General features: G+C 70.5%; 21 protein-coding genes. 11 read left to right on the top strand and 10 right to left on the bottom strand.

The features are described from left to right. Positions 1-61 precede the first annotated feature (61 nt). The 4 genes from ABT340_RS06800 to ABT340_RS06785 all read left to right on the top strand — a co-directional run bounded on the left by ABT340_RS06800 (position 62) and on the right by ABT340_RS06785 (position 1,405). Entirely contained in the window at positions 62-295 is a 234-nt protein-coding gene (locus ABT340_RS06800) for a hypothetical protein (RefSeq protein WP_352009709.1), read from the top strand. Positions 296-312: 17 nt separating this feature from the next. Next, positions 313-534: a BldC family transcriptional regulator gene (locus ABT340_RS06795; RefSeq protein ID WP_352009708.1), complete on the top strand. Its 222-nt coding sequence runs from the start codon at positions 313-315 to the stop codon at positions 532-534. 89 nt (positions 535-623) lie between these two features. Then, positions 624-1,037: a VOC family protein gene (locus tag ABT340_RS06790; protein ID WP_352009707.1), complete on the top strand. Its 414-nt coding sequence runs from the start codon at positions 624-626 to the stop codon at positions 1,035-1,037. Positions 1,038-1,042: 5 nt separating this feature from the next. Next, on the top strand, positions 1,043-1,405 hold the full coding sequence (locus tag ABT340_RS06785) for a YdeI/OmpD-associated family protein (protein WP_352009706.1): 363 nt from the start codon (positions 1,043-1,045) through the stop codon (positions 1,403-1,405). Positions 1,406-1,408: 3 nt separating this feature from the next. Here the strand turns inward: ABT340_RS06785 and ABT340_RS06780 are convergent, their stop codons facing one another. Together ABT340_RS06780 and ABT340_RS06775 are read right to left on the bottom strand one after the other, a co-directional pair. After that, the gene (locus ABT340_RS06780) at positions 1,409-1,933 is read right to left on the bottom strand and encodes an RNA polymerase sigma factor (RefSeq protein WP_352009705.1); all 525 of its coding nucleotides are present in this window, start codon (positions 1,931-1,933) and stop codon (positions 1,409-1,411) included. Between the two features lie 80 nt (positions 1,934-2,013). Beyond that, the gene (locus tag ABT340_RS06775) at positions 2,014-2,967 is read right to left on the bottom strand and encodes a MerR family transcriptional regulator (RefSeq protein WP_352009704.1); all 954 of its coding nucleotides are present in this window, start codon (positions 2,965-2,967) and stop codon (positions 2,014-2,016) included. Between the two features lie 130 nt (positions 2,968-3,097). On the opposite strand from ABT340_RS06775, the gene ABT340_RS06770 reads away from it, so the two are divergent. The 3 genes from ABT340_RS06770 to ABT340_RS06760 all read left to right on the top strand — a co-directional run bounded on the left by ABT340_RS06770 (position 3,098) and on the right by ABT340_RS06760 (position 5,914). After that, positions 3,098-4,369 (top strand): cryptochrome/photolyase family protein, encoded by a 1,272-nt coding sequence (locus tag ABT340_RS06770; RefSeq protein ID WP_352009703.1) that lies wholly within the window; start codon positions 3,098-3,100, stop codon positions 4,367-4,369. 88 nt (positions 4,370-4,457) lie between these two features. Then, positions 4,458-5,399, top strand: coding sequence for a hypothetical protein (locus tag ABT340_RS06765; RefSeq protein ID WP_352009702.1), 942 nt, complete (start codon positions 4,458-4,460; stop codon positions 5,397-5,399). A 113-nt stretch (positions 5,400-5,512) separates the two neighbouring features. Next, positions 5,513-5,914 carry a VOC family protein gene (locus tag ABT340_RS06760; RefSeq protein WP_352009701.1) on the top strand — a complete coding sequence of 134 codons (402 nt, stop codon included), beginning with the start codon at positions 5,513-5,515 and terminating at the stop codon, positions 5,912-5,914. Positions 5,915-5,916: 2 nt separating this feature from the next. On the opposite strand, the gene ABT340_RS06755 is transcribed toward ABT340_RS06760, so the two are convergent. The 6 genes from ABT340_RS06755 to ABT340_RS06730 all read right to left on the bottom strand — a co-directional run bounded on the left by ABT340_RS06755 (position 5,917) and on the right by ABT340_RS06730 (position 12,280). After that, positions 5,917-6,255 (bottom strand): hypothetical protein, encoded by a 339-nt coding sequence (locus tag ABT340_RS06755; RefSeq protein WP_352009700.1) that lies wholly within the window; start codon positions 6,253-6,255, stop codon positions 5,917-5,919. Positions 6,256-6,291: 36 nt separating this feature from the next. Beyond that, complete coding sequence (locus ABT340_RS06750; protein ID WP_352009699.1) at positions 6,292-6,969, bottom strand: uracil-DNA glycosylase; 678 nt, start codon at positions 6,967-6,969, stop codon at positions 6,292-6,294. An 81-nt stretch (positions 6,970-7,050) separates the two neighbouring features. Then, positions 7,051-7,926 carry a carbohydrate ABC transporter permease gene (locus ABT340_RS06745; protein WP_352009698.1) on the bottom strand — a complete coding sequence of 292 codons (876 nt, stop codon included), beginning with the start codon at positions 7,924-7,926 and terminating at the stop codon, positions 7,051-7,053. Beyond that, the gene (locus ABT340_RS06740) at positions 7,923-9,449 is read right to left on the bottom strand and encodes a carbohydrate ABC transporter permease (RefSeq protein WP_352009697.1); all 1,527 of its coding nucleotides are present in this window, start codon (positions 9,447-9,449) and stop codon (positions 7,923-7,925) included. Before ABT340_RS06740 ends, ABT340_RS06745 begins: the two co-directional genes overlap by 4 nt. A gap of 11 nt (positions 9,450-9,460) precedes the next feature. Beyond that, a complete protein-coding gene (locus tag ABT340_RS06735) occupies positions 9,461-10,795 on the bottom strand; it encodes an ABC transporter substrate-binding protein (RefSeq protein ID WP_352009696.1) in 1,335 nt (444 codons plus the stop codon). Positions 10,796-11,023: 228 nt separating this feature from the next. Beyond that, complete coding sequence (locus ABT340_RS06730; RefSeq protein ID WP_352009695.1) at positions 11,024-12,280, bottom strand: ABC transporter substrate-binding protein; 1,257 nt, start codon at positions 12,278-12,280, stop codon at positions 11,024-11,026. A 131-nt stretch (positions 12,281-12,411) separates the two neighbouring features. Here ABT340_RS06730 and ABT340_RS06725 point away from each other — a divergent pair, with 131 nt between their 5' ends. Genes ABT340_RS06725 through ABT340_RS06715 form a run of 3 tightly spaced genes read left to right on the top strand, consistent with a single transcriptional unit; the run spans position 12,412 to position 15,982 of the window. Then, a complete protein-coding gene (locus tag ABT340_RS06725; RefSeq protein ID WP_352009694.1) occupies positions 12,412-12,918 on the top strand; it encodes a PadR family transcriptional regulator in 507 nt (168 codons plus the stop codon). Continuing rightward, positions 12,897-13,661 carry an ABC transporter ATP-binding protein gene (locus ABT340_RS06720; protein WP_386193077.1) on the top strand — a complete coding sequence of 255 codons (765 nt, stop codon included), beginning with the start codon at positions 12,897-12,899 and terminating at the stop codon, positions 13,659-13,661. The genes ABT340_RS06725 and ABT340_RS06720 overlap by 22 nt, the downstream gene beginning before the upstream one ends. Before the next feature lie 41 nt (positions 13,662-13,702). Beyond that, the gene (locus ABT340_RS06715; protein ID WP_352009692.1) at positions 13,703-15,982 is read left to right on the top strand and encodes an FtsX-like permease family protein; all 2,280 of its coding nucleotides are present in this window, start codon (positions 13,703-13,705) and stop codon (positions 15,980-15,982) included. Between the two features lie 54 nt (positions 15,983-16,036). On the opposite strand, the gene treS is transcribed toward ABT340_RS06715, so the two are convergent. Beyond that, positions 16,037-17,722: a maltose alpha-D-glucosyltransferase gene (gene treS / locus ABT340_RS06710; RefSeq protein WP_352009691.1), complete on the bottom strand. Its 1,686-nt coding sequence runs from the start codon at positions 17,720-17,722 to the stop codon at positions 16,037-16,039. A gap of 560 nt (positions 17,723-18,282) precedes the next feature. Further along, positions 18,283-19,941: an asparagine synthetase B family protein gene (locus ABT340_RS06705; RefSeq protein WP_352009690.1), complete on the bottom strand. Its 1,659-nt coding sequence runs from the start codon at positions 19,939-19,941 to the stop codon at positions 18,283-18,285. A 70-nt stretch (positions 19,942-20,011) separates the two neighbouring features. On the opposite strand from ABT340_RS06705, the gene ABT340_RS06700 reads away from it, so the two are divergent. Continuing rightward, positions 20,012-21,979, top strand: coding sequence for a glycosyltransferase (locus ABT340_RS06700; protein WP_352009689.1), 1,968 nt, complete (start codon positions 20,012-20,014; stop codon positions 21,977-21,979). Positions 21,980-22,299 lie beyond the last annotated feature (320 nt).

The following is a 22,299-nucleotide window of genomic DNA, read 5'->3' as shown; positions in this document are numbered from 1 at the left end:
GGAACAACTTCCGGGAGACCTTCGGAGCACCCCGGAACGACTCCCGGCACCAGGGACGACCATGACCGAGTACGAACGCCGGTTGATCGACCTGCTCATCAGCACCCACCCCGCCTGGCGGTACGAGGAACACGACCTGCCCGGACCGCCCCGGTCGTGGGCCGTCCGCTATCACCCGCTCCGTCCCGACCAGCGCGCGGCCGGAACCAGGGATGTGCGCGGCCGTACCACCCTCCACCGGCTGGCCTGCGCGCTGGCCCACCACGACGAGATCCTCCACCGCAGCCGCCACTGACCCTTCTGGAGCCCTCCATGTCCCCACTCAAGGCCGTCGCCCCGGACGGCACCTTCACCACCGGCCCGGACACCACCGACAGGCTCCTCACCCCCGGTGAGGTGGCCCGGATCTTCGGCGTCGACCCAAAGACCGTCAACCGCTGGGCGCTGACCGGCCGCATCCCCTCGGTGCGAACCCCCAGCAGGCAGCGCCGTTACCGCGAGAGCGACATCAGGGCCCTCCTCGACGCCGGCTGAACTCATGTCGCCGGTAAAAGTGCTCATTCGGTGAGCACTTTGGCTGACAGGATCGATCTCACAAGCCACCGAGCGGAAGGCAGCAGGACATGCTTCGCGGACTCACCACCATCAGCTTCTACGCGCACGACGTCGCCGCCGCCCGTGACTGGTACGCCGAGCTTCTCGGGATGGAGGCCTACTTCCAGCGGCCCGAGCAGGGCGATCCGGTCTATGTGGAGTTCCGGGTGGGTGACTACCAGCACGAGCTGGGCGTCATCGACGCGCGCTTCGCCCCGCAGGGCTGGAGCGCCGAGAGCGGCGGGGCGATCGTCTACTGGGCGGTGGACGATCTGGAGGCGACCTGGGAGCGGCTGCTGGAGATGGGGGCCGTCCCGTTCGACAAGCCGACCGAGCGCGGCCCCGGCTTCGTCACCGCCTCGGTCCGCGACCCGTTCGGCAACATCCTCGGCATCATGATCAACAACCACTACATGAACGTCCTCGCGAGCCGGAAGGGCTGACCACGATGACCGAGAACGCCCTGATCCTGGACGACGCCGCCGCCTGGAAGGCCTGGCTGACCGAGCACCACGACAGCGCCCGCGACGTCTGGCTGATGATCGCCAAGAAGAACGGCAACGCCACCACCGTCACTCTGGACGAGGCCCTCGACGAGGCGTTGTGCCACGGCTGGATCGACAGCCACCGCAGGGCGTTCGACGGCGACTACTACCTGCAGCGTTACTCACCGCGCGCCCGCCGCAGCCCCTGGTCGGAGATCAACGTCGCCAAGGCCGAGGCGCTGACGGCCGAGGGCCGGATGCGCCCGGCGGGCCACGCCGCGATCGAGGCCGCCAAGGCCACCGGCCGCTGGCCCGAGACCCGCTGACGGTCACGCCGCCATGGGGGTGAGCAGGGCCGAAAGGCGGCGCAGGCCGCGGGCCGTACGGGCCTTGACGGTGCCGAGCGGAACGCTCAGCCGTTCGGCGATCTCCCGCTGGGTGAGGTCGCCGTAGTAGGCCAGCTCGATGGCCTGGCGCTGCGGGGCGGGCAGTTCGGCCAGCGCCCGCCGTACCTCGTCGCGTTCGGCCAGGGCCTCCCCGTGGGCCCTGCCGTCCTGACCCGCGGGGTCGGCGACCGCGTCGAGCGGGACCGTCCGCAACGTGCGCACCCGCAGGTGGTCGACCGCCCGGTTGTGCGCGATGCCGAGCAGCCAGGCGGGAAGGCTGCGGGCCGGGTCGAAGCGGTGCCGTGACCGCCAGACCTCGGTGAACACGACCTGCTGGAGGTCCTCGACGTCCTGGAAGGCGACGAAGCGCCGCAGGTAGGAGCGCACGAGCGAGCCGTGCGTGTGGAGGCACTCGGCCAGGGCCGCGTCGTCACCCTCGGCGAACCGGACGTTCAGGGTGTCTGTCATGGTGCCCCCCTTGCCGAAAAAAGCTACTCAAAACTTATTCATACTCTCCGGTGTGCATGAAGGCAAGCGACTCGCGCAGGTCAGCGCAGTGCGGCGTGGACGCCGGTGAGCGCCTCGGCGAAGGAGGAGACCCGCAGAACCGAGGCGGGCAACCCCTCCCGCCAGCCCTCGCCGCCCACGATGAGGCGGCTCGGCGGGCGCAGCGGAGGCAGCGAGGCGAGCGGCGCGGGATCCCCTGTCTCGGGGATCTGGGACCAGACGAAGACCACCGCAGGGCCGAGACGACGCATCGCGTCCCCCAGCGCCGGGTACGGCGTCCGCGCGCCGAGCACCCGCGTCTGGACGCCCTCCAGGGACAGCGCGGCGGCCAGCGCGTGGACCGGCATGCTGTGCAGCTCGTTCTCCGCGCAGGCCAGCAGCACGGGACGGTCGTTGACCGGCAGGGCGGGGGGACGGCCTATCCGGGTCAGCGCGCCGAGCAGCCGTTCGGAGAACAGGTGCTCGATCTCGATGCCCGCGCCGGTCTCCGCCTGTCGCCTGCAGATGGCCTCGAAGACCGGCAGCACCAGGGTGTGCCAGGTCCACTCGACGCCGTGCCTGGCCAGCGCCGCGTCGATCCAGTCGGAGACACCCCCGCTGTCCAGCGCGGTCGCGGCCCGTGCCAGCATCGCCACCGTCGGGATCGCGGCCTCCCCTTCCGAACCCGAGCCCGAACCTGAGCCAGGGACCGAGCCCGAGCCCGAACCCGAGGCAGGGACAGGGACCGGCGCGGGCTCCGGCGTCTGGAGGGGCAGGGCGCCGGGCCGCAGGACCCGCCTGGCGGCGTCGGCCGCCGGAACCCCCTGCCTGATCAGCCGGTTCATCTCCTCAAGGCGGCGCAGATCGGCGGAGTCGTAGCGGCGGTGCCCACCGGGGCTGCGGCGGCTCGGGCCGACGCCGTAGCGCAGGTTCCAGGTGCGCAGGGTCGGGGCGGGCACACCGAGTCTGCGGGCGACGGCCCCGATGCCGTATCCCGGCTCCTGCTCGTCCGTCACCGTCTCACCCCATCCACGGGCCCCTCCCGTACGGTCTACAGCCTGCCAGTCTCGTCCCCCTGACGATCCCTTCGGACACCCGGCCCCGGCCGGATGCAACCACGCGGGGCGCGGGAACGAAGGTCCCCATGTGATCGAGACCGTCGTCGTCCTCTTCACCCGTGACCTGCGGGTCCATGACCATCCGGCACTGGCGGAGGCGTGCGCCGGGGCGCGCCGGGTGGTGCCGCTGTTCGTGCTCGACCCCGCCGTCCGGCCGTACGGCAGGGCGGCCTTCCTCGCCGAGAGCCTGGCCGACCTGCGCCGGTCCCTGCGCGGGCGAGGGGGCGACCTGGTGGTCCGCCGGGGCGACACGGTCACCGAGACGATGCGTCTGGCCCGTCAGGTCGGTGCCCGGGCCGTGCATGTCAGCGAGGACGTCAGCGCCCTGGCCTCGCGCAGGCAGCGGAGGCTCGCCGAGGAGTGCGAGCGCGCGCGGACGGCCTTCCTGGCCTTCCCCGGTGTCACGATCGTGCCTCCCGGCGCCCTGCGGCCCTCCGGCGGCGGTGACCACTATCGGGTGTTCACGCCCTACTGGCGGGTCTGGGCGGAGCACGGCCGCAGGCGGCTGCTGGACGCCCCGCGCGAGGTCGTCCTGTCCGAGGGACTCGACGCCGGCACCCTGCCCGAGCCCGGCCCCGGAGGGCCTTTCCCCGGTGGTGAGCGGGCCGCCAGGGAGCGGATGAACACCTGGCTCAGGTACGACGCGGAGAACTACGCCGACAGGCGCGACGACCTCGCGGGCGACCGTACCTCACGGCTCAGTCCCTACCTGCGTTTCGGCTGCCTGTCGCCCCTTGAGCTCGAATCACGGCGGCCCGGTGACGACCTCGTCAGGCAGCTCTGCTGGCGCGACTTCTTCCACCAGGTCACGCGGGCCTTCCCGGGCATCACGCGGGAGGACTACCGGCCGCGCGGACACCGTTGGCGCCACGACGAGGAGGCCGCGCGGGCCTGGCGGGAGGGCAGGACCGGTGTGCCGATCGTGGACGCGGGCATGCGGCAGCTGCTCGCCGAGGGCTGGATGCACGGCCGCGCCCGGATGGTCACCGCGTCCTTCCTGGTCAGGAGGCTGGGCGTGGACTGGAGGGTGGGTGCGGAGCACTTCTTCTCGCTGCTGCTCGACGGGGACGTGCCCGACAACTACGGCAACTGGCAGTGGGTCGCGGGGACGGGCAACGACACCAGGCCCAACCGGGTCGTCAACCCGCTGAGGCAGGCGAGACGGTTCGACCCGACGGGGGAGTACGTCCGTCGTCACGTGCCCGAGCTGCGGGCCGTACCGGACGGGGCGGTTCACCGGCCCTGGCGCCTGCCCGGCGGGGTCGAGGGCTACCCGCCACCCCTGGTGACCATGGAGTGAGGTCGCGGGCCGTGTTTCGGCCCTGACCGCAAGTGTTGATATGTCGGGAGCGGAACAATTCGCCTGTGCCGTACGTCGCACTGATGTGATGATCTTCGACGGCATCGACGACGACCTGCGCGCGGCCCGTGAGCGGGTACGGCGTCTTGAGCGGCTGACGGCCCAGCGTCAGGGACTGGCCCTGCAACTCGACGAGGTCGGGCGGCTGCTCGCGGAACTTGAGGAACGGCTCGCCGAGGAGGAGAAGGACGTCTCCCGGCTGGAGGCGGGCGGCTTCACGGCGTTCCTTGCGGGGCTCGCCGGTTCGAAGGAGGAGCGGCTCGCCAAGGAGCGGGCCGAGGCGCAGGCCGTACGGCAGCGCCTTGACGGGCAGCGCGGCCGCCTGGGGTGGCTGGAGACGGACATGGCGGCCGTGGAGAGCGGCCTCGCCGAGGTGGGCACGGCGCGCGAGGAGTACGCGGCGCTGCTCGAACGCAAGGAGCGCATGCTGGTCGAGTCGGGCGACCCGAAGGGCAGGGAGCTCACCGACATCTCCCGGCGGCTCGCCGACACCGACGCCGGGCTGCGCGAGCACGAGGAGGCGCGCCAGGCGGGGGTCGGCGCGGTCCAGGCCGTTGGCCAGGTCCTGCACAGTCTCGGCAGCGCCCGGGGCGCCTCCCGCTGGGACATGCTGAGCGGCGGCGGGGGCTTCGCCGACATGGTGGAGAACGGCCACCTGCGCAACGCCGACGAGGCGGCCTGGCACGCGCAGCGGGCACTGGACGTCTTCTCCAGGGAGCTGGCCGACGTCGGGGTGCACGTCAACCCCCAGATGCCCGAGGTGGACACCCGCTGGTTCGCCGACATGTTCTTCGACAACATCATCGTGGACGCGATCAAGCACCAGAAGATCTCCCGCACCGGCGAGGCGGTCGCCGAGATCGCCCAATGGGTGCAGGAGACCGTCGCGACCCTGACCACCAACCACGCCGAGCTGGCGCGTCAGCGTGATCTGCTCATCGCCCGCAGGGAGGAACTCCTCGCGGGCTGAGAGAGGACGGACCGGACGGCCGGAACGGAAGGTGCGGCGGACATGCTGACGTGATCGGCCAACGGTGACAAGCTCTGGGCTTAAGACATCGCATCGTCTCGGTGGAGGGCCGCATGTCGAACCCCAGTGTGGTTCCGTTCCTTCGTTACCAGGACGCCCCGGGCGCCATCGAATGGCTGGGCAAGGTCTTCGGCTTCCGGCCGTCGGTCACGGTGCCCGGCTCTCACGGGGGAGTGGGGTACGCCCGGCTCACTCTGGGGGACGCGGTGATCGTGCTCGCCTCGGTACGGCCCGGCGAGCCCTACCTGCGCAGTGCCCTCGACCTGCCCGCGGTCAGCCAGGGCGTGTTCGTCGTTGTCGAGGATCTTGAGGCCCACTACGAGCAGGCCGTGGCGCGGGGCGCCGAGATCGTGGTCGAGCCCGAGACCACCCCCGAGGGCACCAGGATCTACATGGCCTTCGATCTGGAGGGCCAGCTCTGGGCCTTCGGGGACGGCTTCGAGGCCGACGACTGATCTCAGTGGTCGTGGCCGTGGTGGTCGTGGTCGTCTTCCTCGTCCGAGGGGCCGTCTGAGGGTTCGACCCCCAGCACGGCCTCGCGGGGCTCGACCTGCTCCACGTGCTCGATCAGGCCCAGAACGTGGTCCGGCTCGATGAGCCACTGCAGGGCCGTGGCCCCCGTCTCGTCGGCGGAGACCATCTCCGCCTGTTCCCTGCGCTCGTCGTCGTCCAGGTCGGCGTCGGGGTGGTTGATCTCCTTCAGCGCGGCTTCCTGGAGCCCGGCGAGGTCCTGCACCTCAACGGTCAGCTCGATCGTCAGACGCAGATAGCGTTCGGTGCCCGATTCATCACTCATGGTGGAATCCTAGTGCCCCGACAAGGGACGATCAGACTACGGCAGCTTCCATTCGACCGGTGCCGCGCCCTGCTGCTGCAGCAGGTCGTTGGCACGGCTGAAGGGGCGGGAGCCGAAGAAGCCGCTGCGGGCCGACAGCGGGCTCGGGTGGGCCGACTCGATGGCCGGGGTCGAGCCGAGCATCGGGCGCAGCGAGCGGGCGTCGCGGCCCCACAGGATCGAGACCAGGGGCTGGTCGCGGGCGACGAGGGCCTTGATGGCCTGCTCGGTGACCTCCTCCCAGCCCTTGCCGCGGTGCGAGGCGGGCTTGCCGGGCATGACGGTGAGGACCCTGTTGAGCAGCAGGACGCCCTGGTCGGTCCAGGGGGTCAGGTCGCCGTTGCTCGGCATCGGCAGGCCGAGGTCCTCGGTCAGCTCCTTGTAGATGTTGCGGAGGCTGCCGGGGATCGGGCGCACGTCGGCGGCGACCGAGAAGCTCAGGCCGATCGGGTGTCCCGGGGTCGGGTAGGGGTCCTGCCCGACGATCAGCACCTTCACCTGGTCGAAGGGCTGCTGGAAGGCGCGGAGCACGTTGGCTCCCGCGGGGAGGTACTGCCTGCCTTCCGCGACCTCCTGGCGGAGGAAGTCACCCAGCTCGGCGATCTTGTCAGCGACGGGTTCCAGGGCCTGCGCCCACCCGGCTTCCACGACTTCGTTCAAAGGACGTGCGGCCATGCCGAAAACCCTATCGAGTTTTGCGACCAGGTACGGCTCGCGTGACGAATCACGCGAGCCGTATCTGACCTGCCCCTGTCGTTATTTCACGGAGCCCGCCATCATGCCCTGCACGAAATACCGCTGGAATGCGAAGAACAGGATTAACGGGATTATCAGCGACAAAAAGGCGCCGGGGGCAAGGATGTCGATATTGGTGCCGAACTGCCGCATCTGAGACTGCAGGGCCTTGGTCATCGGCTGGTTGCCGGTGTCGGCGAAGACCAGGGCGACGAGCAGGTCGTTCCACACCCAGAGGAACTGGAAGATCCCCAGCGAGGCCACCGCGGGCTTGGCCAGCGGGAACACCACGGTCGAGAAGATCTTCCACTCGCCCGCGCCGTCCATCCGCGCCGCCTCTAGCAGCGAGCGCGGGATGCCCGCGAAGAAGTTGCGCAGCAGGAAGATCGCGAACGGCAGGCCGAAGGCCGTGTGGAAGAGCACGACCCCGGCGATGGAGCCGAAGATCCCGAGCGTGCCGTACAGCTTCGCGATCGGGATCAGCGCGATCTGGACCGGTACGACCAGCAGGCCGACCACCACCAGGAACAGGGTGTCCCTGCCCCGGAACTCCATCCAGGCGAAGGCGTAGGCCGCCATGGCGGCGATGCCGATCACCAGGACGGTCGTCGGGACGGTGATGAGGACGGTGTTCCAGAACGAGGAGGTGAAGCCGGTCGCCAGCAGGTCCGAGTAGTTCCTGAGGGTCAGCTCGGCCGGCCTGGTCAGGGCCGTCCACCAGCCGGTGGAGTTGTTGGCGGTCTCGTTCCTGATCGAGACCACGAACAGGCCGAGTGTGGGAACCAGCCAGAACAGGCCGATCACCACCATCAGGGCCTGGAGCAGGCCGCCGCCGATCCGGTCGACGGCCCTGCCGAGGGGGCCGCGACTCGGCGCGCCCAGCGCGGGGGTCGTCACTGGTTGTCCCTTCTGAACCGGCGGATATTGATGATCATGAACGGCAGGACCAGGATCAGCAGGAAGATGGCCAGCGCGCTGCCCAGCCCCTGGTTGCCTCCGCCGCCGAAGGAGACCCGCCACATCTCAAGCGCGATCACGTTCGCCTGCGGCTGCACGGAGCCCGGGGCGATCACGAAGACCAGGTCGAAGACCTTGAGCGTATTGATGATCATGGTGACGAACACGACCAGCAGCACGGGGGAGAGCAACGGGACGGTGATCTTGCGGAACACCTGCCACTCGGTCGCCCCGTCGATGCGGGCCGCCTCAAGCGCGTCACGCGGGATGGACGCGAGCCCGGCGGCGATCAGCACCATGGCGAACCCGGCCCACACCCAGATGAACGCCCCGATGATGGCCGGGGTGATCAGGGTCGGCCCGAGCCAGGAGACGCCGTTGAAGGGCTCCTGGAAGTTCGACGGCGGCAGCCGCAGGAGATAGTCGCCCTGGGGCAGACCGGCGAAGCGGAAGGTCCCGTCGGCCTCGGTGGTCGCCGTCGCCGCGACCGCGTCGCCGCGCACCGCCTCGACCGTCACCCCGGCCAGCGCCTTCTCCGTGCCGTCGACCTGGTTGAGCGTGCCGCCGCCGCCCTGGGTGAAGTCGACCCACACGGTGCCGGTCAGCTCGCCGGGCACCGGCTGCGCCGCCTTGGCCGCGGAGGCGGAGGCGAGCGTCGCGGGCTTGACGCCCACCAGCGGCACCTGTACGGCCTGGCCCGGCTTGACGGTCTGCCTGGTCACGACCGCGCCGTCGCGTGGGACGACCGGCGCCGCGTCGTTCTCCCTCGGCCTGGCGTCGGGATAGCCGTGGGAGGGGCCGAAGATCCCCTGGACCGAGGTGATCACGGCGTTGGCCACGCCCCGGTCGGGGTCCTGCTCGTAGACGAGCCTGAAGATGACGCCGGAGGCCATCAGGGAGACGGCCATCGGCATGAAGACGACCAGCTTGAACGCGGTGGCCCAGCGGATCCGCTCGGTCAGCACCGCGAAGATCAGGCCGATCGCGGTGACCATGGCGGGGGCGAACACGACCCAGATCAGGTTGTTCCTGATCGTGGTCAGCGTCGAGGAGTCACTGAAGATCGCGGCGTAGTTCCCGGCGCCGACGAAGGTGTCCCCGGTGGCGTCGAAGAGGCTGCGGAAGATCGAGTAGACGATCGGGTAGATCACCAGCGCGCCGAGGACGACCGCGGCGGGCAGCAGGAAAACCAGCGCCAGCGTCGGGGAGGGGCCGAGCCTTCCCCGGCGGCCCGAGGGATTCGAGGGATTCGAGGGATTCGGGGGAGGAGCGGGAGCCGCAGACCCCCGGGCCGCGGCTCCCGCCGTCGTGGCCTCCGCTGTCGCCCCGGCCGTCTCCGGCGCGGTGGCGGACGGCGGGGGATCGTCCGCTTGGCCCTGCGGGGTCGCGGGGCCGGGCCCGGGCCCGGGGGAGGCGCCCTCGCCCTCCCTCGGGCCCTGCGGGCCGTCCAACCGGTTGGTCACGGCCGGTCCCCCTACTTCCAGGCCTTCTTGGCCTCGTCCTCAAGCTTGGTCTGGGTCCCCTTGACGTCGGAGGGGTCGCGGACGAAGTCCTGCAGGAGCTTCCACTCGCCCTTGCCCTCGGTGCCGCCGAACGCGCTCGGCGCGAGGTCGGACATGTCGTAGCGGACCGCCTCACCGGCGGAGATGATCGTCTGGGCGAGCTTCTTGGTCAGCTCGGCCGGGTAGTTGTCCGGCGAGACGTTGCGGTTGGGCGAAAGGTAGCCGGGCAGCTTGGCCCAGATCTCGCCGCCCTCCTTCGAGGCGAGGAACTCAAGCAGGGCCATGCCCCCCTTGGAGTCCTTCAGCGCCACGGCGATGTCGCCGCCGAGCACGACCGGCTCGGTGTCACCGGCCTTGGGGAAGGGGAAGTACTTGGCCTCCTCGCCCAGCTTGGCGCCCGACTGCTCGGCGGAGGTGGCCACGAAGTCGGCCTCGATGACCATCGCCGCCTTGTCCTGGCCGTACACCTGGGTCGCGCAGGTCGGGAAGTCGGTCTGCAGGGCGCCGGAGGGGCCGCCGAGCAGGAACTCCTTCTTGCCGACGATCTGCGCGATCTTCTCAAGCGCGGTGGTCACGGTCGCGTCGGTCCACGGGATCTCGTGCTTGGAGAGCTTGGTGTAGTTGTCCGGCCCGGCGGTCGAGAGGTAGACGTTCTCGAACAGGTCGGTCAGCGTCCAGCCGGAGGCGCCGCAGAGGGCGAACGGGGCGGTGCCGGAGTCGGCGACGGTCTGGGCCGTCTTGATGAGGTCGTCCCAGGTGGCGGGGGGCTGGGCGCCCGCGTCCTGGAACGCCTGGTCGCGGTACCAGACGAGCGACTTGTGCGCGGCCTTGACCAGCACGCCGTAGACCTGGCCGTCGGCGGAGCCGAGCTCCTTCCAGTACGGGGTGTAGTTGTCGTCGATCTGCTTCTGGACCTCGGCGGTGAGCGGCTTGAGGGCCTTCTCCTTGGCGTACTGCTGGACGAGGCCGGGCTGGGGCAGGATCGCGATGTCCGGCGGGCTGCCGCCCTGGATGCGCGGGCCGAGGTAGGCGCCGGTGTCCTCACCGGTCGAGGCGTAGGTGACCTTGGCACCGGTCTTGGCCTCGAACGCCTTGAGCACCTGCTGGAAGTTCTCCTGCTCCTGGCCCGTCCACTTGGCGGCGACCTCGATGGTCACGCCGTCCAGGGTCTTGGCTCCCGCGGCGGCCGAGGAGGCCGGGGCGCTGTCGCCCGGGGCGGGCGTCGAGGACGCGTTGTCCTGGCTGCCGCACGCGGCGAGCGCGAGCGCCAGGCCCGTCAACGTCACCGTGGCGATGGTCTTACGCATTCTGGCGAACCTCCTGTGCTGACGGAACGGAGATGGGGGGACAGGCGATCGGTGCGGGGGGACCGCCTGTCCCCGGTCCTGGGGTGGTGAGGTGAGGCGTGAGGTACGGCGGACGCCGCGCGGTGGGGATGCCCACGGGCGTCCGCCGAGAACGGAGAGAGACGGAAAGAGACAGAAACAAGGGGAAGGGAAGGGATGACGACTCGCGGAACGGAGGGGTGACCCCCGTCATCGAGCCCGGATGATCTCGTCGAGCTGACCCTTCATCGAGGTGACGACGTCGCCGCTGTCCTCGTCGAAGGGCGGGGTGAGCGCGTTGGAGACCGCACTGGCGATCACCAGGCTCAGCTGGTTGTAGTTGGCGCTCGTCGGCCTGGGCCGCGCGGACAGCAGGCTGTCCTTGAGCACCGGCAGGTAGGGGAAGCGCTTGATCAGAGCGGGGTCGTCGTAGAGCTCGGCCCAGACGGGGGGGAAGGACCCGTCGGCGAGCACCCGGCGTTCGTTCTCAAGCCCGGTGAAGTAGCGGATGAACTCCAGGGCGGACTTCTGCCGCTTGGAGTAGGCGCTGATGGCGAGGTTGATCCCGCCCAGCGAGCTGGAGCCGGGCCCGTTGAGGCCGGGCAGCCGGGTCACCCCGAACCTGCGGCCGATCGGCGAGGTCGTCGCCGGGCCGTAGGCGTGGGGCCAGTTGCGGGAGAAGGCCAGGCGGCCCTCCTGGAAGGCCAGCCGTGACTCCTCCTCCTTGTAGGAGAGGGACTCGCGGGGGATCCAGCCCTCACGAAGACCGTTGACCAGGAAGTCGAGCCCGGTCGTGGCCTTGGCGGTGTCCATCGTGACCTGGGTGCCGTCGCGGTTGAGGATCTGCCCGCCCGCGGACTGCACGGCCTCGGCGAAGTTGACGGTCAGTCCCTCGTAGGCGAGGAACTGCCCGGCGTAGCCGCCGATGCCGTACCTGTCGTGCAGCGCACGGGCCTGCCTGCGCAGCTCCGCCCAGGTCGTGGGCGGAGTGAAGCCCTCCTTGGCCAGCAGGTCCTTGCGGTAGTAGAGCAGCCCGGCGTTGCTGGTGTACGGCACGGCCCAGAGCTTGCCCCGGTGGACGGCGGTGTCCGTGACGGACGGCAGGAACCTGTCCAGCGGGAACATGCCGCGTTCGAGCGGCACGATCCAGCCGGCGTCGGCGAACTCCGCCGTCCAGACCACGTCCAGGCCGAGCACGTCGTAGCGGTCGCTCTTGGCCTGCAGGTTGGCGACCATCTGCGCGCGTTGCTCGTCGGCGGCCTCGGGAAGCTCAAGGAGCGTCGCCTGCTCCGCCGGGTGTGTCTGGTTCCACCGGTCGATCAGCGGTCGCAGATAACCGGTGGTGTCACGGCCCGTCACGAAGGTGAACGGACCGCTGCCGCCGGAACGGTCGGCGTCCCGCGCGACCGCTCCCGAACACCCCGTCACCAGAACGACGACGAGAGTGACGAGAAGGAGGTGGCGCACGATTGCCTCCCTGTTTCCTGGCGGCTACATACATGTTAGGTAGATGCATGCATGTTATGCACAGCGTTAATGTGGACGTCAACGGATAGTCCCGTAACGCTCAGGTAACGAGCATGTCGAGGAGGTGGGGGGTGAGACAGTCACTGCTGGCGCTCCTCGCGAAGGAACCTGCCCACGGATACGAGCTGAAACAGGCGCTTGAGCAGATCTTCGGCCGGGCCTACCCGTCACCGAACATCGGGCAGATCTACGTCACGCTCGGCCGCCTTGAGAAGGACGGCCTGATCCGCGCCGTGGACGTCGAGCAGTCGAACCGGCCGAACAAGAAGGTGTACTATCTGACCGCCGCGGGCCGGGACGCCCTGGACGCGTGGGTGGAGGAGCCGACCGAGGGCCCCAGGGTCCGCGACGAGTTCTTCATGAAGCTCGTCCTGGCCCCCATGACCGGCATCGCCGACCGGATGGCGCTGATCAACCGCCAGCGCCGCCACTATCTCGGGCTCATGCGCGACCTCAACGAACTCGCCGACCGGACAGACCGGGAGGACTACGTCGCACTCCTGCTGATCGAGGGGGCCATGCTGCATCTGCAGGCCGACCTCGACTGGCTCGAACGATGTCAGGAGGACCTTTCGTGAGTCACCCCCCGGTCGTCCGTACGGTCAATCTGGTCAAGATCTACCAGAACGGCGCCGTGCCGGTGCCCGCGGTGCGCGGGGTCGACCTGGTGGTCGAGCCGGGACAGTTCGTCGCGATCACCGGCCCCTCCGGCTCGGGCAAGTCGACCCTGGTGCACATGCTCGGCGGCCTCGACCCCCGCACCAGCGGGGAGATCTGGCTGGACGGCAAGCGGGCGGACACCATGAGCGAGAGCGCGTGGGCGCTGCTCAGACGCCGGAAGATCGGCTTCGTCTTCCAGTTCTTCAACCTGGTCGCCAACATGACCGTGGCCGACAACGTCGAGCTGCCCGCGCTGCTGGCCGGGGCCTCGGCCCGCGACGCCAGGGAGCGCAGGGAGCACCTGCTCGGCGAGCTCGGGCTGACCGGCCGCGCCGACGCCTCACCCGCCCAGCTCGCCGGCGGTGAGCAGCAGCGGGTCGCGCTGGCCCGCGCGCTGGCCAACAAGCCGAGCCTGCTGCTGGCCGACGAGCCGACCGGCAACCTCGACAGCCGCAACACCCGTGACGTCCTGCGCCTGCTCGGCCAGGTCCACCGCGACGGGCAGACCATCGTCCTGGTCACCCACGACGCCCGGGTCGCCAGCCTGGCCGACCGGGTGATCACCCTGCTCGACGGAGAGATCGTCGACGACGGAGCCCTGGGAACCGCCCGCCGCCGCCCGAGGGGCACGGCGGGCGACGTCGTCGAGCTGCGGGGATAGCCCGCGTTGTTCCCGAACACACCCCCGAGCGGAGCGGCCACGTGAGCACCCTGCGGGCCTCGGCCAGATGGGTCGGGGCCGACCTGAGGGCACGACGGGGGCAGGCGCTGCTGACCGTGCTCGCCGTCGCCGGGATCGTCACCGCCCTGATCACCGCGGCGACCCTCCTTGAGGACGGGACCAACCCCTGGCGGGGCCTGTTCACCGAGTCCAAGGGCGCCCACGTGTGGATCCACACCAGGGACGCCCCCCAGGTGGCGGCGCTGGCACGCCTCCAGGGGGTGGTCAGGGTCGCCGGGCCGTACCGGGCGGCGCCGGTGATGCTCACCATGAACGGCAGGCGGACGCCGGTCACGCTGCGCGGGATGGAGGCCAGGCCGCCGGACGTGGCCGTGCCGCTGGTCCGCGCCGGACGATGGCTACGCCAGGGGGACGACGACGGGGTGGTCGTCGAACGGTCCTTCGCCGAGGCGCTCGGCCTGCGGGTCGGCTCCTCGTTCACCGTGACGGCCCTCAACGGCGCGCTGCACCCGCTGAACGTGGTCGGCCTGGCGGACACGGCCGACCAGGGCTTCTACCCGGAGACGACGCCCGGCCTCGCCTGGACCCTCGGCACGACCCTCGTCAAGATCGAGCCCGCGCCCGGCCGCAGCGAGATGGTCACCGGGCTCAGGCTCGCCGACGGCGAGGACACCCTGCCGGTCGTGCACGGCGCGGTCACCTTGCTGGGCGGGCAGATCCAGCGCATGTCCACCTGGCGCGAGGTGCGCGCCTCGATGGAGCTGGACAACCGGCTGCTCGGCCTGCTGCTGGCGCTGTTCGGCGGCGTCGGCATGGTCGCCGCCGCCCTGGCCATCGCCAACGCCGCCGGCGGCCGGGTGCTCGGCCAGATCCGCGACCTGGCCACCCTCAAGTCCCTCGGCTACACCAGGGGCCAGATCTTCGGCCTGCTCATGGCCGAGCACGGCGCCCTCGGCATGATCGGCATCGCCGCCGGGCTCGTCTGCGGGCAGCTCGCCTCCTCCTTCGCGCTGCGGGGCGTGCCGATCCTGCCGCTCTCCCCGATGCCGCTGCTGGCCATCACCGCGGGCACCGCCGTGGTCGTCCTCGTCGCGGTGGCCCTGCCCGCCTGGCGCGGCGGCCGTACCGCGCCCATCCCCGCCGCCCCGGCCGCGCCGCTGCGGGGCCACCTGTCGCGCATGGCCAGACTCGCCCTCCTCGTACGGCTGCCGCCCGCCCTGGTGCTCGGCACCCGGGACGCCTTCAGCAGGCGGGCGCCCGCGTTCCTGAGCATCTTCGGCCTCGCGGTCCCGATGATGATGATCGTGGTCGGGCTCGGCTGCTGGGCCACCCTGGACGACTTCCTGAGCCACCCGGAGCGGGTCGGCCAGGCCGCGGCCCTCACCGTCCGCTCGGACCGGCTGCCGGCCGAGGACGTGGCCAGGCTGGCCAGGGCCGACCCGGACGTCGCGGCCGTCTATCCGGGCAGCGAGGTCGCCGCCCTCGAACCCGAGCAGACCAGGAGCGTGCTCGTGCGTGCCGTCGGCACCTCGGCGCAGCCGTACCCCTTCTCCGTGGTCGAGGGGCGGATGTTCACCGCCAGGGGCGAGGCCGTGGCCGGGCAGGGGCTGCTCGACCTGATGGGGGTGCGCATCGGCGACCGCGTCAGGATGACCGTCGGCGGCACCCCGCTGATCGTGCACATCGTCGGCCGGGTGATCGAGCCCGAGCAGGACGGCGAGGTGCTCTCCCTGGGGCTGGACAGCCTGGCGGCGAAGGACGCCGTGCCACCGCAGTTCCACAGCCTGGTGCTGAGGGAAGGGGCCGACCCGGCGACGGTCAGGGCACGGCTGCTCGCGGCCTCGGGCGAGGCGCTGGAGGCGCGGCGGGTGGTCAACCCCGCCGAGCGGCTCTCGGTCATCCGCGGGGTGATCGTGGCGCTGATCGCCGTGCTCGCGCTGCTCGGCCTGGCCAACCTGCTGACCGCCAGCGCCCTGGGCCTGCGCGACCACGCGTTCGACCTGGCGGTCCTCAAGGCGATGGGCCTGACCCCGAGGCAGGTCGCCGCGACCCTGGTCACCGGAACCGGCCTGCTCGTCGTGCTGGGCGTCGTCACGGGAACCGCCGCCGGGGTCTCGGTCGTCGGCGGCCTGATCGACCTTCAGGGGCACAGCAGCGGCGTCGGGGCGGGCATCGGCCGTACGCCCTCCGCGCTCACCCTGGTCCTGGCGGTGCTGGCCGCGATCGGGGCGGCGCTGCTCGTCGCGCTGATCCCCGCGAGAAGAGCGGCCCGCGCCCGGGTGCCCGTCACGGCCCGCTGACACGCCGACGCCCGCCGCCCGGGATCACCGGACGGCGGGCGTCGGTACGCGGGGTCACCCCTGCAGGGAGAACCAGTAGAACCCGTGGCCCGGCAGGGTCAGCAGGTAGGGGAGCTCCCCGACGACGGGGAACGGCACGCCGCCCCTGGCCTCGACCGGCGTCATGCCCTCGAAACGACGCAGATCAAGCTCGACCGGCTGGGGGTACTTCGACAGGTTGTTGACGCACAGCATGACGTCGTCACCGTCCTCGCGAACGTAGGACAGCACCGCGGGGTTGCTGGACCACAGCTCGTTGTAGACGCCGGTGCCGAAGACCGGGTGGTTACGGCGGATCTCCAGCATCCGCTTGGTGAAGTGCAGCAGGGAGGCGGGGTTGTTCTGCTGCGCCTCGACGTTGACCGCCTGGTAGCCGTAGATCGGGTCCATGACGGCGGGCAGGTAGAGCCGTCCCGGGTCGGCGGTCGAGAACCCCGCGTTGCGGTCGGGGCTCCACTGCATCGGGGTGCGGACCGCGTCACGGTCCTCAAGCCAGATGTTGTCGCCCATGCCGATCTCGTCGCCGTAGTACATGACGGGGGAGCCGGGCAGCGACAGCAGCAGCGCGGTGAACAGCTCGATCTGGTCCCTGTGGTTCTCCAGGAGCGGGGCCAGGCGGCGCCGGATGCCGAGGTAGGCCCGCATCCGCGGGTCCTTGGCGTACTCGGCGTGCATGTAGTCGCGCTCCTCCTCGGTGACCGTCTCCAGGGTGAGCTCGTCGTGGTTGCGCAGGAAGATGCCCCACTGCGCGGTGTCGGGGAGCTTCGGGGTCCTGGACATGATCTCGGAGATCGGCTCGCGGCTGCCGCGCCGTACGGCCATGAAGATGCGCGGCATGAGCGGGAAGTGGAAGGCCATGTGGCACTCGTCGCCGCCGACCGAGGGGTCGCCGAAGTACTCGACGACGTCCTCCGGCCAGCCGTTGGCCTCGGCCAGCAGCACCCGGTCGGGGAAGAGCCGGTCGACCTCGGCGCGGACCTTCTTCAGGTAGGCGTGGGTTTCCGGCAGCCCGGAACAGGTGGTGCCCTCACGCTCGAACAGGTACGGCACCGCGTCCAGCCGGAAGCCGTCGATGCCCAGGTCGAGCCAGAAGCGCAGCACCTCCAGCATGGCCTCCTGAACCGCGGGGTTGTCGTAGTTCAGGTCGGGCTGGTGGTGGAAGAACCGGTGCCAGTAGTACTGCTTGCGGACCGGGTCGTAGGTCCAGTTGGACTCCTCGGCGCCGATGAAGATGATCGGCGCGTCGGGGTAGCCGGTCGGCTCGTCGGCCCAGACGTAGAAGTCCCCGTAGGGTCCCTCCGGGTCGTGGCGTGAGGCCTGGAACCAGGGGTGCTTGTCACTGGTGTGGTTCATCACCAGGTCGGTGATGATGCGCAGCCCGCGCCGGTGCGCCTCCTCGATGAGCTGGATGAAGTCTCCGAGGTCCCCGAAGTCCGGAAGGATCTTCATGTAGTCGGAGATGTCATAGCCCCCGTCGCGCAGCGGCGACTCGTAGAGAGGCAGCAGCCACAAACAGTCCACGCCGAGCCACTGGAGGTAGTCCAGTTTCTCGATCAAGCCACGCAGGTCCCCGGTGCCGTCGCCGTTGGAGTCCTTGAACCCACGGACGAGCACCTCGTAGAAGACCGCTCGCTTGTACCACTGCGGATCGGCCGAGACGAAATCCTCGGGCACGGAATCCGGGCAGGGGGATGCATTCATCGTGTTCTCGCTCACAGTGAGAAAGGGCAGGACGAAGTCACCGGAGTGTCCGGCTCATGATGTTTGATGACTGCGCTGGGAGGAGCCGTCATCCCCACGTGCTCCATGCCCCCGGCGGACCGAATTCGTGGTTCGGTGCCATCCGTTGTGGCGCTTTCTGGGCCGAAGACTACCAGCCGTGTGAGTGCTGCGAAGCCCTCCCAAAGAGGTACCTCTCCCCGAGGGGACACGGAATCCCGTCAACTTAGCGTCGTCGGCGCGTAATCGTCCGCTCACCCAGTGTCCTTCGGTGTGAAGAACGCGATGATCAGGGCCCTGACCTCGGTGGACGACTCGCGCTCGGTACGGCCCCGCCGGAGGTGCCGCATGCCCTTGCGCGCCGGGTTTCCGAGGGTGAAAACCGGCTTCCGTCCCCTCCCGCACCCCGATCCGGTGGTGGATTCGGACGCTCACCGAGAGTCATGTAAAGGTCGGACGATCCCCTCGCCTGGATATGCCATCAAAAGGCATGAATTTTTACCTTAAAAACACAAGAAGCCGTAAAATCTACATAAAGGGGATCAAGACCAGGGCGGGGTGAGTTCGGTCAGCCGGTTCTCGTAGTCGCCCAGCCACGCTCCGAACAGCACCAGGCTCCGCACCCAGAACCGGTCGTTCCACCCGTTGAACCGGGCCAGGGCGTCCGGCCCCTCGGCGACCACGGCGTGCAACTGCTCCGATAGCAGCGTGGGCACCAGCTCCGCGACCCGGCCCAGCATGCGGTGGCCGTACTCCCTGGCGGGGGCGGCGGCCGAACGCAGCGGCACCCGGCGCAGCGGCTGCTTGACCACGTTGGTCGAGGGCAGGGCGGCGACCCGGGGGTTGGCCGCGTGCAGCAGCTCCCGGTAGAAGGCGCCCCGGGCCTTGCGGGCCACGCCGACCGAGAGCGCGGCGTCGAAGAAGGCCGGGTGCATGAACGGCGCCACGAAGGAGACCTCGGGGCCGACCAGGTTGACCGGGGAACGGGCGATGCCCCGCGCCGTCCTGGTGTGCAGGACGGACAGCGGCAGCTCCGCCCGGTGGCCGTTCAGCATCGAGGTCGCCTGGGTGAACGCGGCCCCGACCGAGGAGGCGATCCAGTCCGCGGCCTCCTCGGCCAGGAACGGCACCGACGGGGTGCCCAGCGCCAGCGAACCGAGCAGCGCGGCCTTGCGCTCGGCCTGCGAGGAGGCCTCCAGGGCGGCCCCGCTGACCATGAAGTTCTTCAGCAGCGGGCCTCCGGCGAGCCCGTCGACCAGGGTGCGCCCCGCCCGGTGCACCTCCCTGGCGAAGGGGGAGTACCAGGCGTGGTGCGGGGTGAGGAACTCAAGGCGCCGCGCGACCGCCAGCGCGTCACCGGGGTAGGCGGCGGGGTCCTGCTCGATCACCCGGTGCGGCACGCCCAGCTCACGGGTGATCGCCTGGGCGAAGGGGATGTCGGTGTCGGTGCCGTCGTCCGGGCTGGTCGTCCACGACTCGACGTCGGCGCCCCTGGTCACCGCCACCGAGCACAGCAGCCGCGAGTCGTAGCCGCCGCTGACCGGCACCAGCAGGGGCCGCCCGTCGAACTCCTTGTAGACGTCGTGCAGGATCTCCAGGATCTCCCCGGCCGTGTGCCCGGCGTCCAGCGGCTCCTCCCGCAGCCACCTGGGCAGCTCCCTGCGGGTCGAGATCCGCCCCGTGGCCCGCTCGAAGACCAGCGCGCCGGCCCCGGCCAGCCGCCTGACCTCGGTGTAGGGGGTGTCGTCCCGCAGCGGGAAGGTCAGCTTGATGATCGAGGCCCAGGCGTCCCAGTTCACCTCGTACGGCGTGCGCGCCAGCGACAGCAGCGGTTCGAGCAGCGAGGAGAAGTAGACCGCGTCCCCGCGCATGACGTAGTAGACGTCGACCAGCCCGAGCCCGCCCGCGTGCAGGACGATCCGCTCGCCGTCGTCCATCAGCCCGGGCGTCTCGAACTCCTCGGCCACGGAGATCCACGACCCCGCCCCGACCGGTCTGCGCTCGCCCCAGGCGAAGGCCCACGTCCGCTCGTCCCGCCGGTACGGCGGCAGCGGCGCCGAGCTGAACAGCGCGGCCTCCGGCGTCCGCAGAGCGGGCCTGACCCGCGGTCCCGCGCTCCGCAGCGTCTCAAGGGCGGCCTCGTCGAGGTGACCGATGCCGCCGCAGACGTACGGCCTCACATTGAACGTCGGCCACTGCACCGTGCTGACTCCTCTGTGTCGCGATTGAGCAAAGGGTATCCTTTGCCCGGCTCAGAAAACGGAGGACGGCGTGGCGGACGAGCAATTGGAAAGCACCCGGCTGGCGTTGCGGGAGGCCATGGCCCAAGGAGAGCGGGCCGCTGAGCTGGCCAGGCTGCTCGCCGCGGCGGAGGCCAGGCTGGCCGAGGCACAGGACGCGACGGCCGAGCTGCGAGGTCTCCAGGAGCGGCTGGAGGAGGCCGAGGAACGGCTCCAGAAGGTCCAGGCGGCCGAGGAGAAGCTCCGCAAGGACCTTGCCGAGCAGCGCTACCAGGCCGAGGTGGCCAAGTGGAAGCTGTCCTCGGTGCAGGTGGCCCGCTGGTCCAGGCTCGGCGACGCGATCAGGACCGGCAAGAGCAACCCGGTACGGCTGGCCCGCGGGCTGCGCGGAGCCGCGAAACCCGCCAAGCGCCCCGCGGCGCCCAAACGGCAGCCGATCCCGCAGCGGGCCACCGGCAAGCCGGTCCCCGGCGCCTCCTTCCAGGCGACCACCTCGACCAGGACGGTCGGCGGCGCCTCGGTCAAGCTCAAGCCCTTCCGCGTGCCGACGGGCCCGAACACCCGACCGCACCTGACCGTCGCCGTCGTGGCCGAGCCGCACGCCGAGGCGCTGCTGCGCTACGAGTGGCGCCAGAGCACCGGCTTCACCCCGCGCGACTTCGCCAGGGTGCTGGCCGCAGAGGTGCCGCACCTGCTGCTGGTCGAGTCGGTCACCACCGGCCCCTGGGCCGAGGAGCTCGCGGGGGCCGGTGAGGGGCTGCGCGCGCTGCTGGCCTGGTGCGCCGAACGGGGCATCCGCACCGTCTTCTGGCACACCGGAGGCGAGGTGGCCGCCTTCTCCGCCGCCGCCTCGCTGTTCGAGCACATCGTCACCGCGCTGCCCAGGAGCGTGGGCGAATGGGGGGCGGCCCTGGCCTCCTGCGAGCCGGAACCGGGCCGTCGCACCCCCTCACTCGGGCTGCTGCCCTTCGCCGTGCAGCCCCGCGTGCACAACCCGCTGCCGCTGGCCGGAGACCGCTTCGACCGGGTGCTGACCCTGGAGGAGCTGCTCCCGGCACACCTGTCCTATCCCGACGTGCTCACCTCCTACCGCTGGCCGAAGGCCGTCGACTGCCCGCCGGGCACCGACCCGTGGCGGATGGCCGAGCTGGCCGCCTGCGGCACGCCGATCGCCGCCTCGCCCTTGGCGGCGCCCGCGCAGCCCGCCGAGCCCCTCCCGCTCGGCGCCACACCCGACACCGGCGCCGAGGCCCGCAGGGCGCACGCGGCGCTGCGCCAGGCCTACGCCTCGGGCACGATGAGCCAGAAGGTGGACGACCTGCTCGGCGTGGTCGGCCTGCCCAGCGCGCGCGCCACCCTGAACATCTCGGTGATCATGATCGACAGGGGCGACCTCGACCACACCCTCGCCCAGGTCGTGCCGCAGAAGGGCGTCATCCAGCTCGTCCTGCTCTCCGACGCCGAGGACGCCCTGAAGCGGGCCCGCGACGCCATGCCCACCGGGGTCGAGGTCGTGGTCCGTCCCGGCGACCCCGAGCTGACCACGGGCACCATGCTGAACCGGGCCCTCGACCTGTGCCAGGGCGACCTGGTCGCGGTCATGGACGCCCAGGACGTGTACGGCGAGCACTACCTGACCGACCTGGCCCGCGCCTTCCTGTTCACCACCGCCGACATCGTCGGCAAGGCCGCCTACTACGCCCACCTGCGTGACGTCGCCGCGACGGTGTTGCGCCAGCCGTCCGCCGAGTACTCCTACCTGCCCGAGGTCGCGGGAGCCACCCTGCTGGCCCGCCGGGCCGTACTGCGCGGGATCGGGTTCGCCGACGTCTCCGAGGGGTGGGACGAGGTGCTGATGCGGCAGTGCCGTACGGACGGGGTGAAGGTCTTCTCCGCCGACCGCTTCGGCTACGTCCGCATGCGTGACCGTGACCGCTGGCTCCTCGGCTCCGCCCAGCTCGTCGACTACGGCCCCCCGGAGCCCCACGCCCTGGCCTGAACCGTACGGCCTGGCGTCGTCCCGAGAGGGGATCGTGGCTGTTCGAATACTCTGAGTCGTCGGGCGCGCTTGGGGTGACGTACAGCTCAAGATCGTTGCAGACTTCGGCGACCCGTCCATGGTGCTCGACACGCCCCGTGGCCGCCGTACAGGTTGACGGCGACGGGGCTTCGGTGGCGACACGTCGTTGAGCACCCGACGGGTTCTCGCGGGGATGGAACCGGTGTGCTCGGGTATCGTGCCTTTCATGTCGAGCCCTGAGGCATCCAGGACGGGGGCTTTCGGTCACCCGTCAGCCCCCTGAACCACTCAAGACCCTG

The organism is Streptosporangium sp. NPDC000239 (assembly GCF_040300765.1).
In the GTDB taxonomy this organism is placed as follows: Bacteria; Actinomycetota; Actinomycetes; order Streptosporangiales; family Streptosporangiaceae; genus Streptosporangium.
Note: the sequence above shows the minus strand (reverse complement) of the source record. Positions and strands in the feature narration are given on the sequence as shown.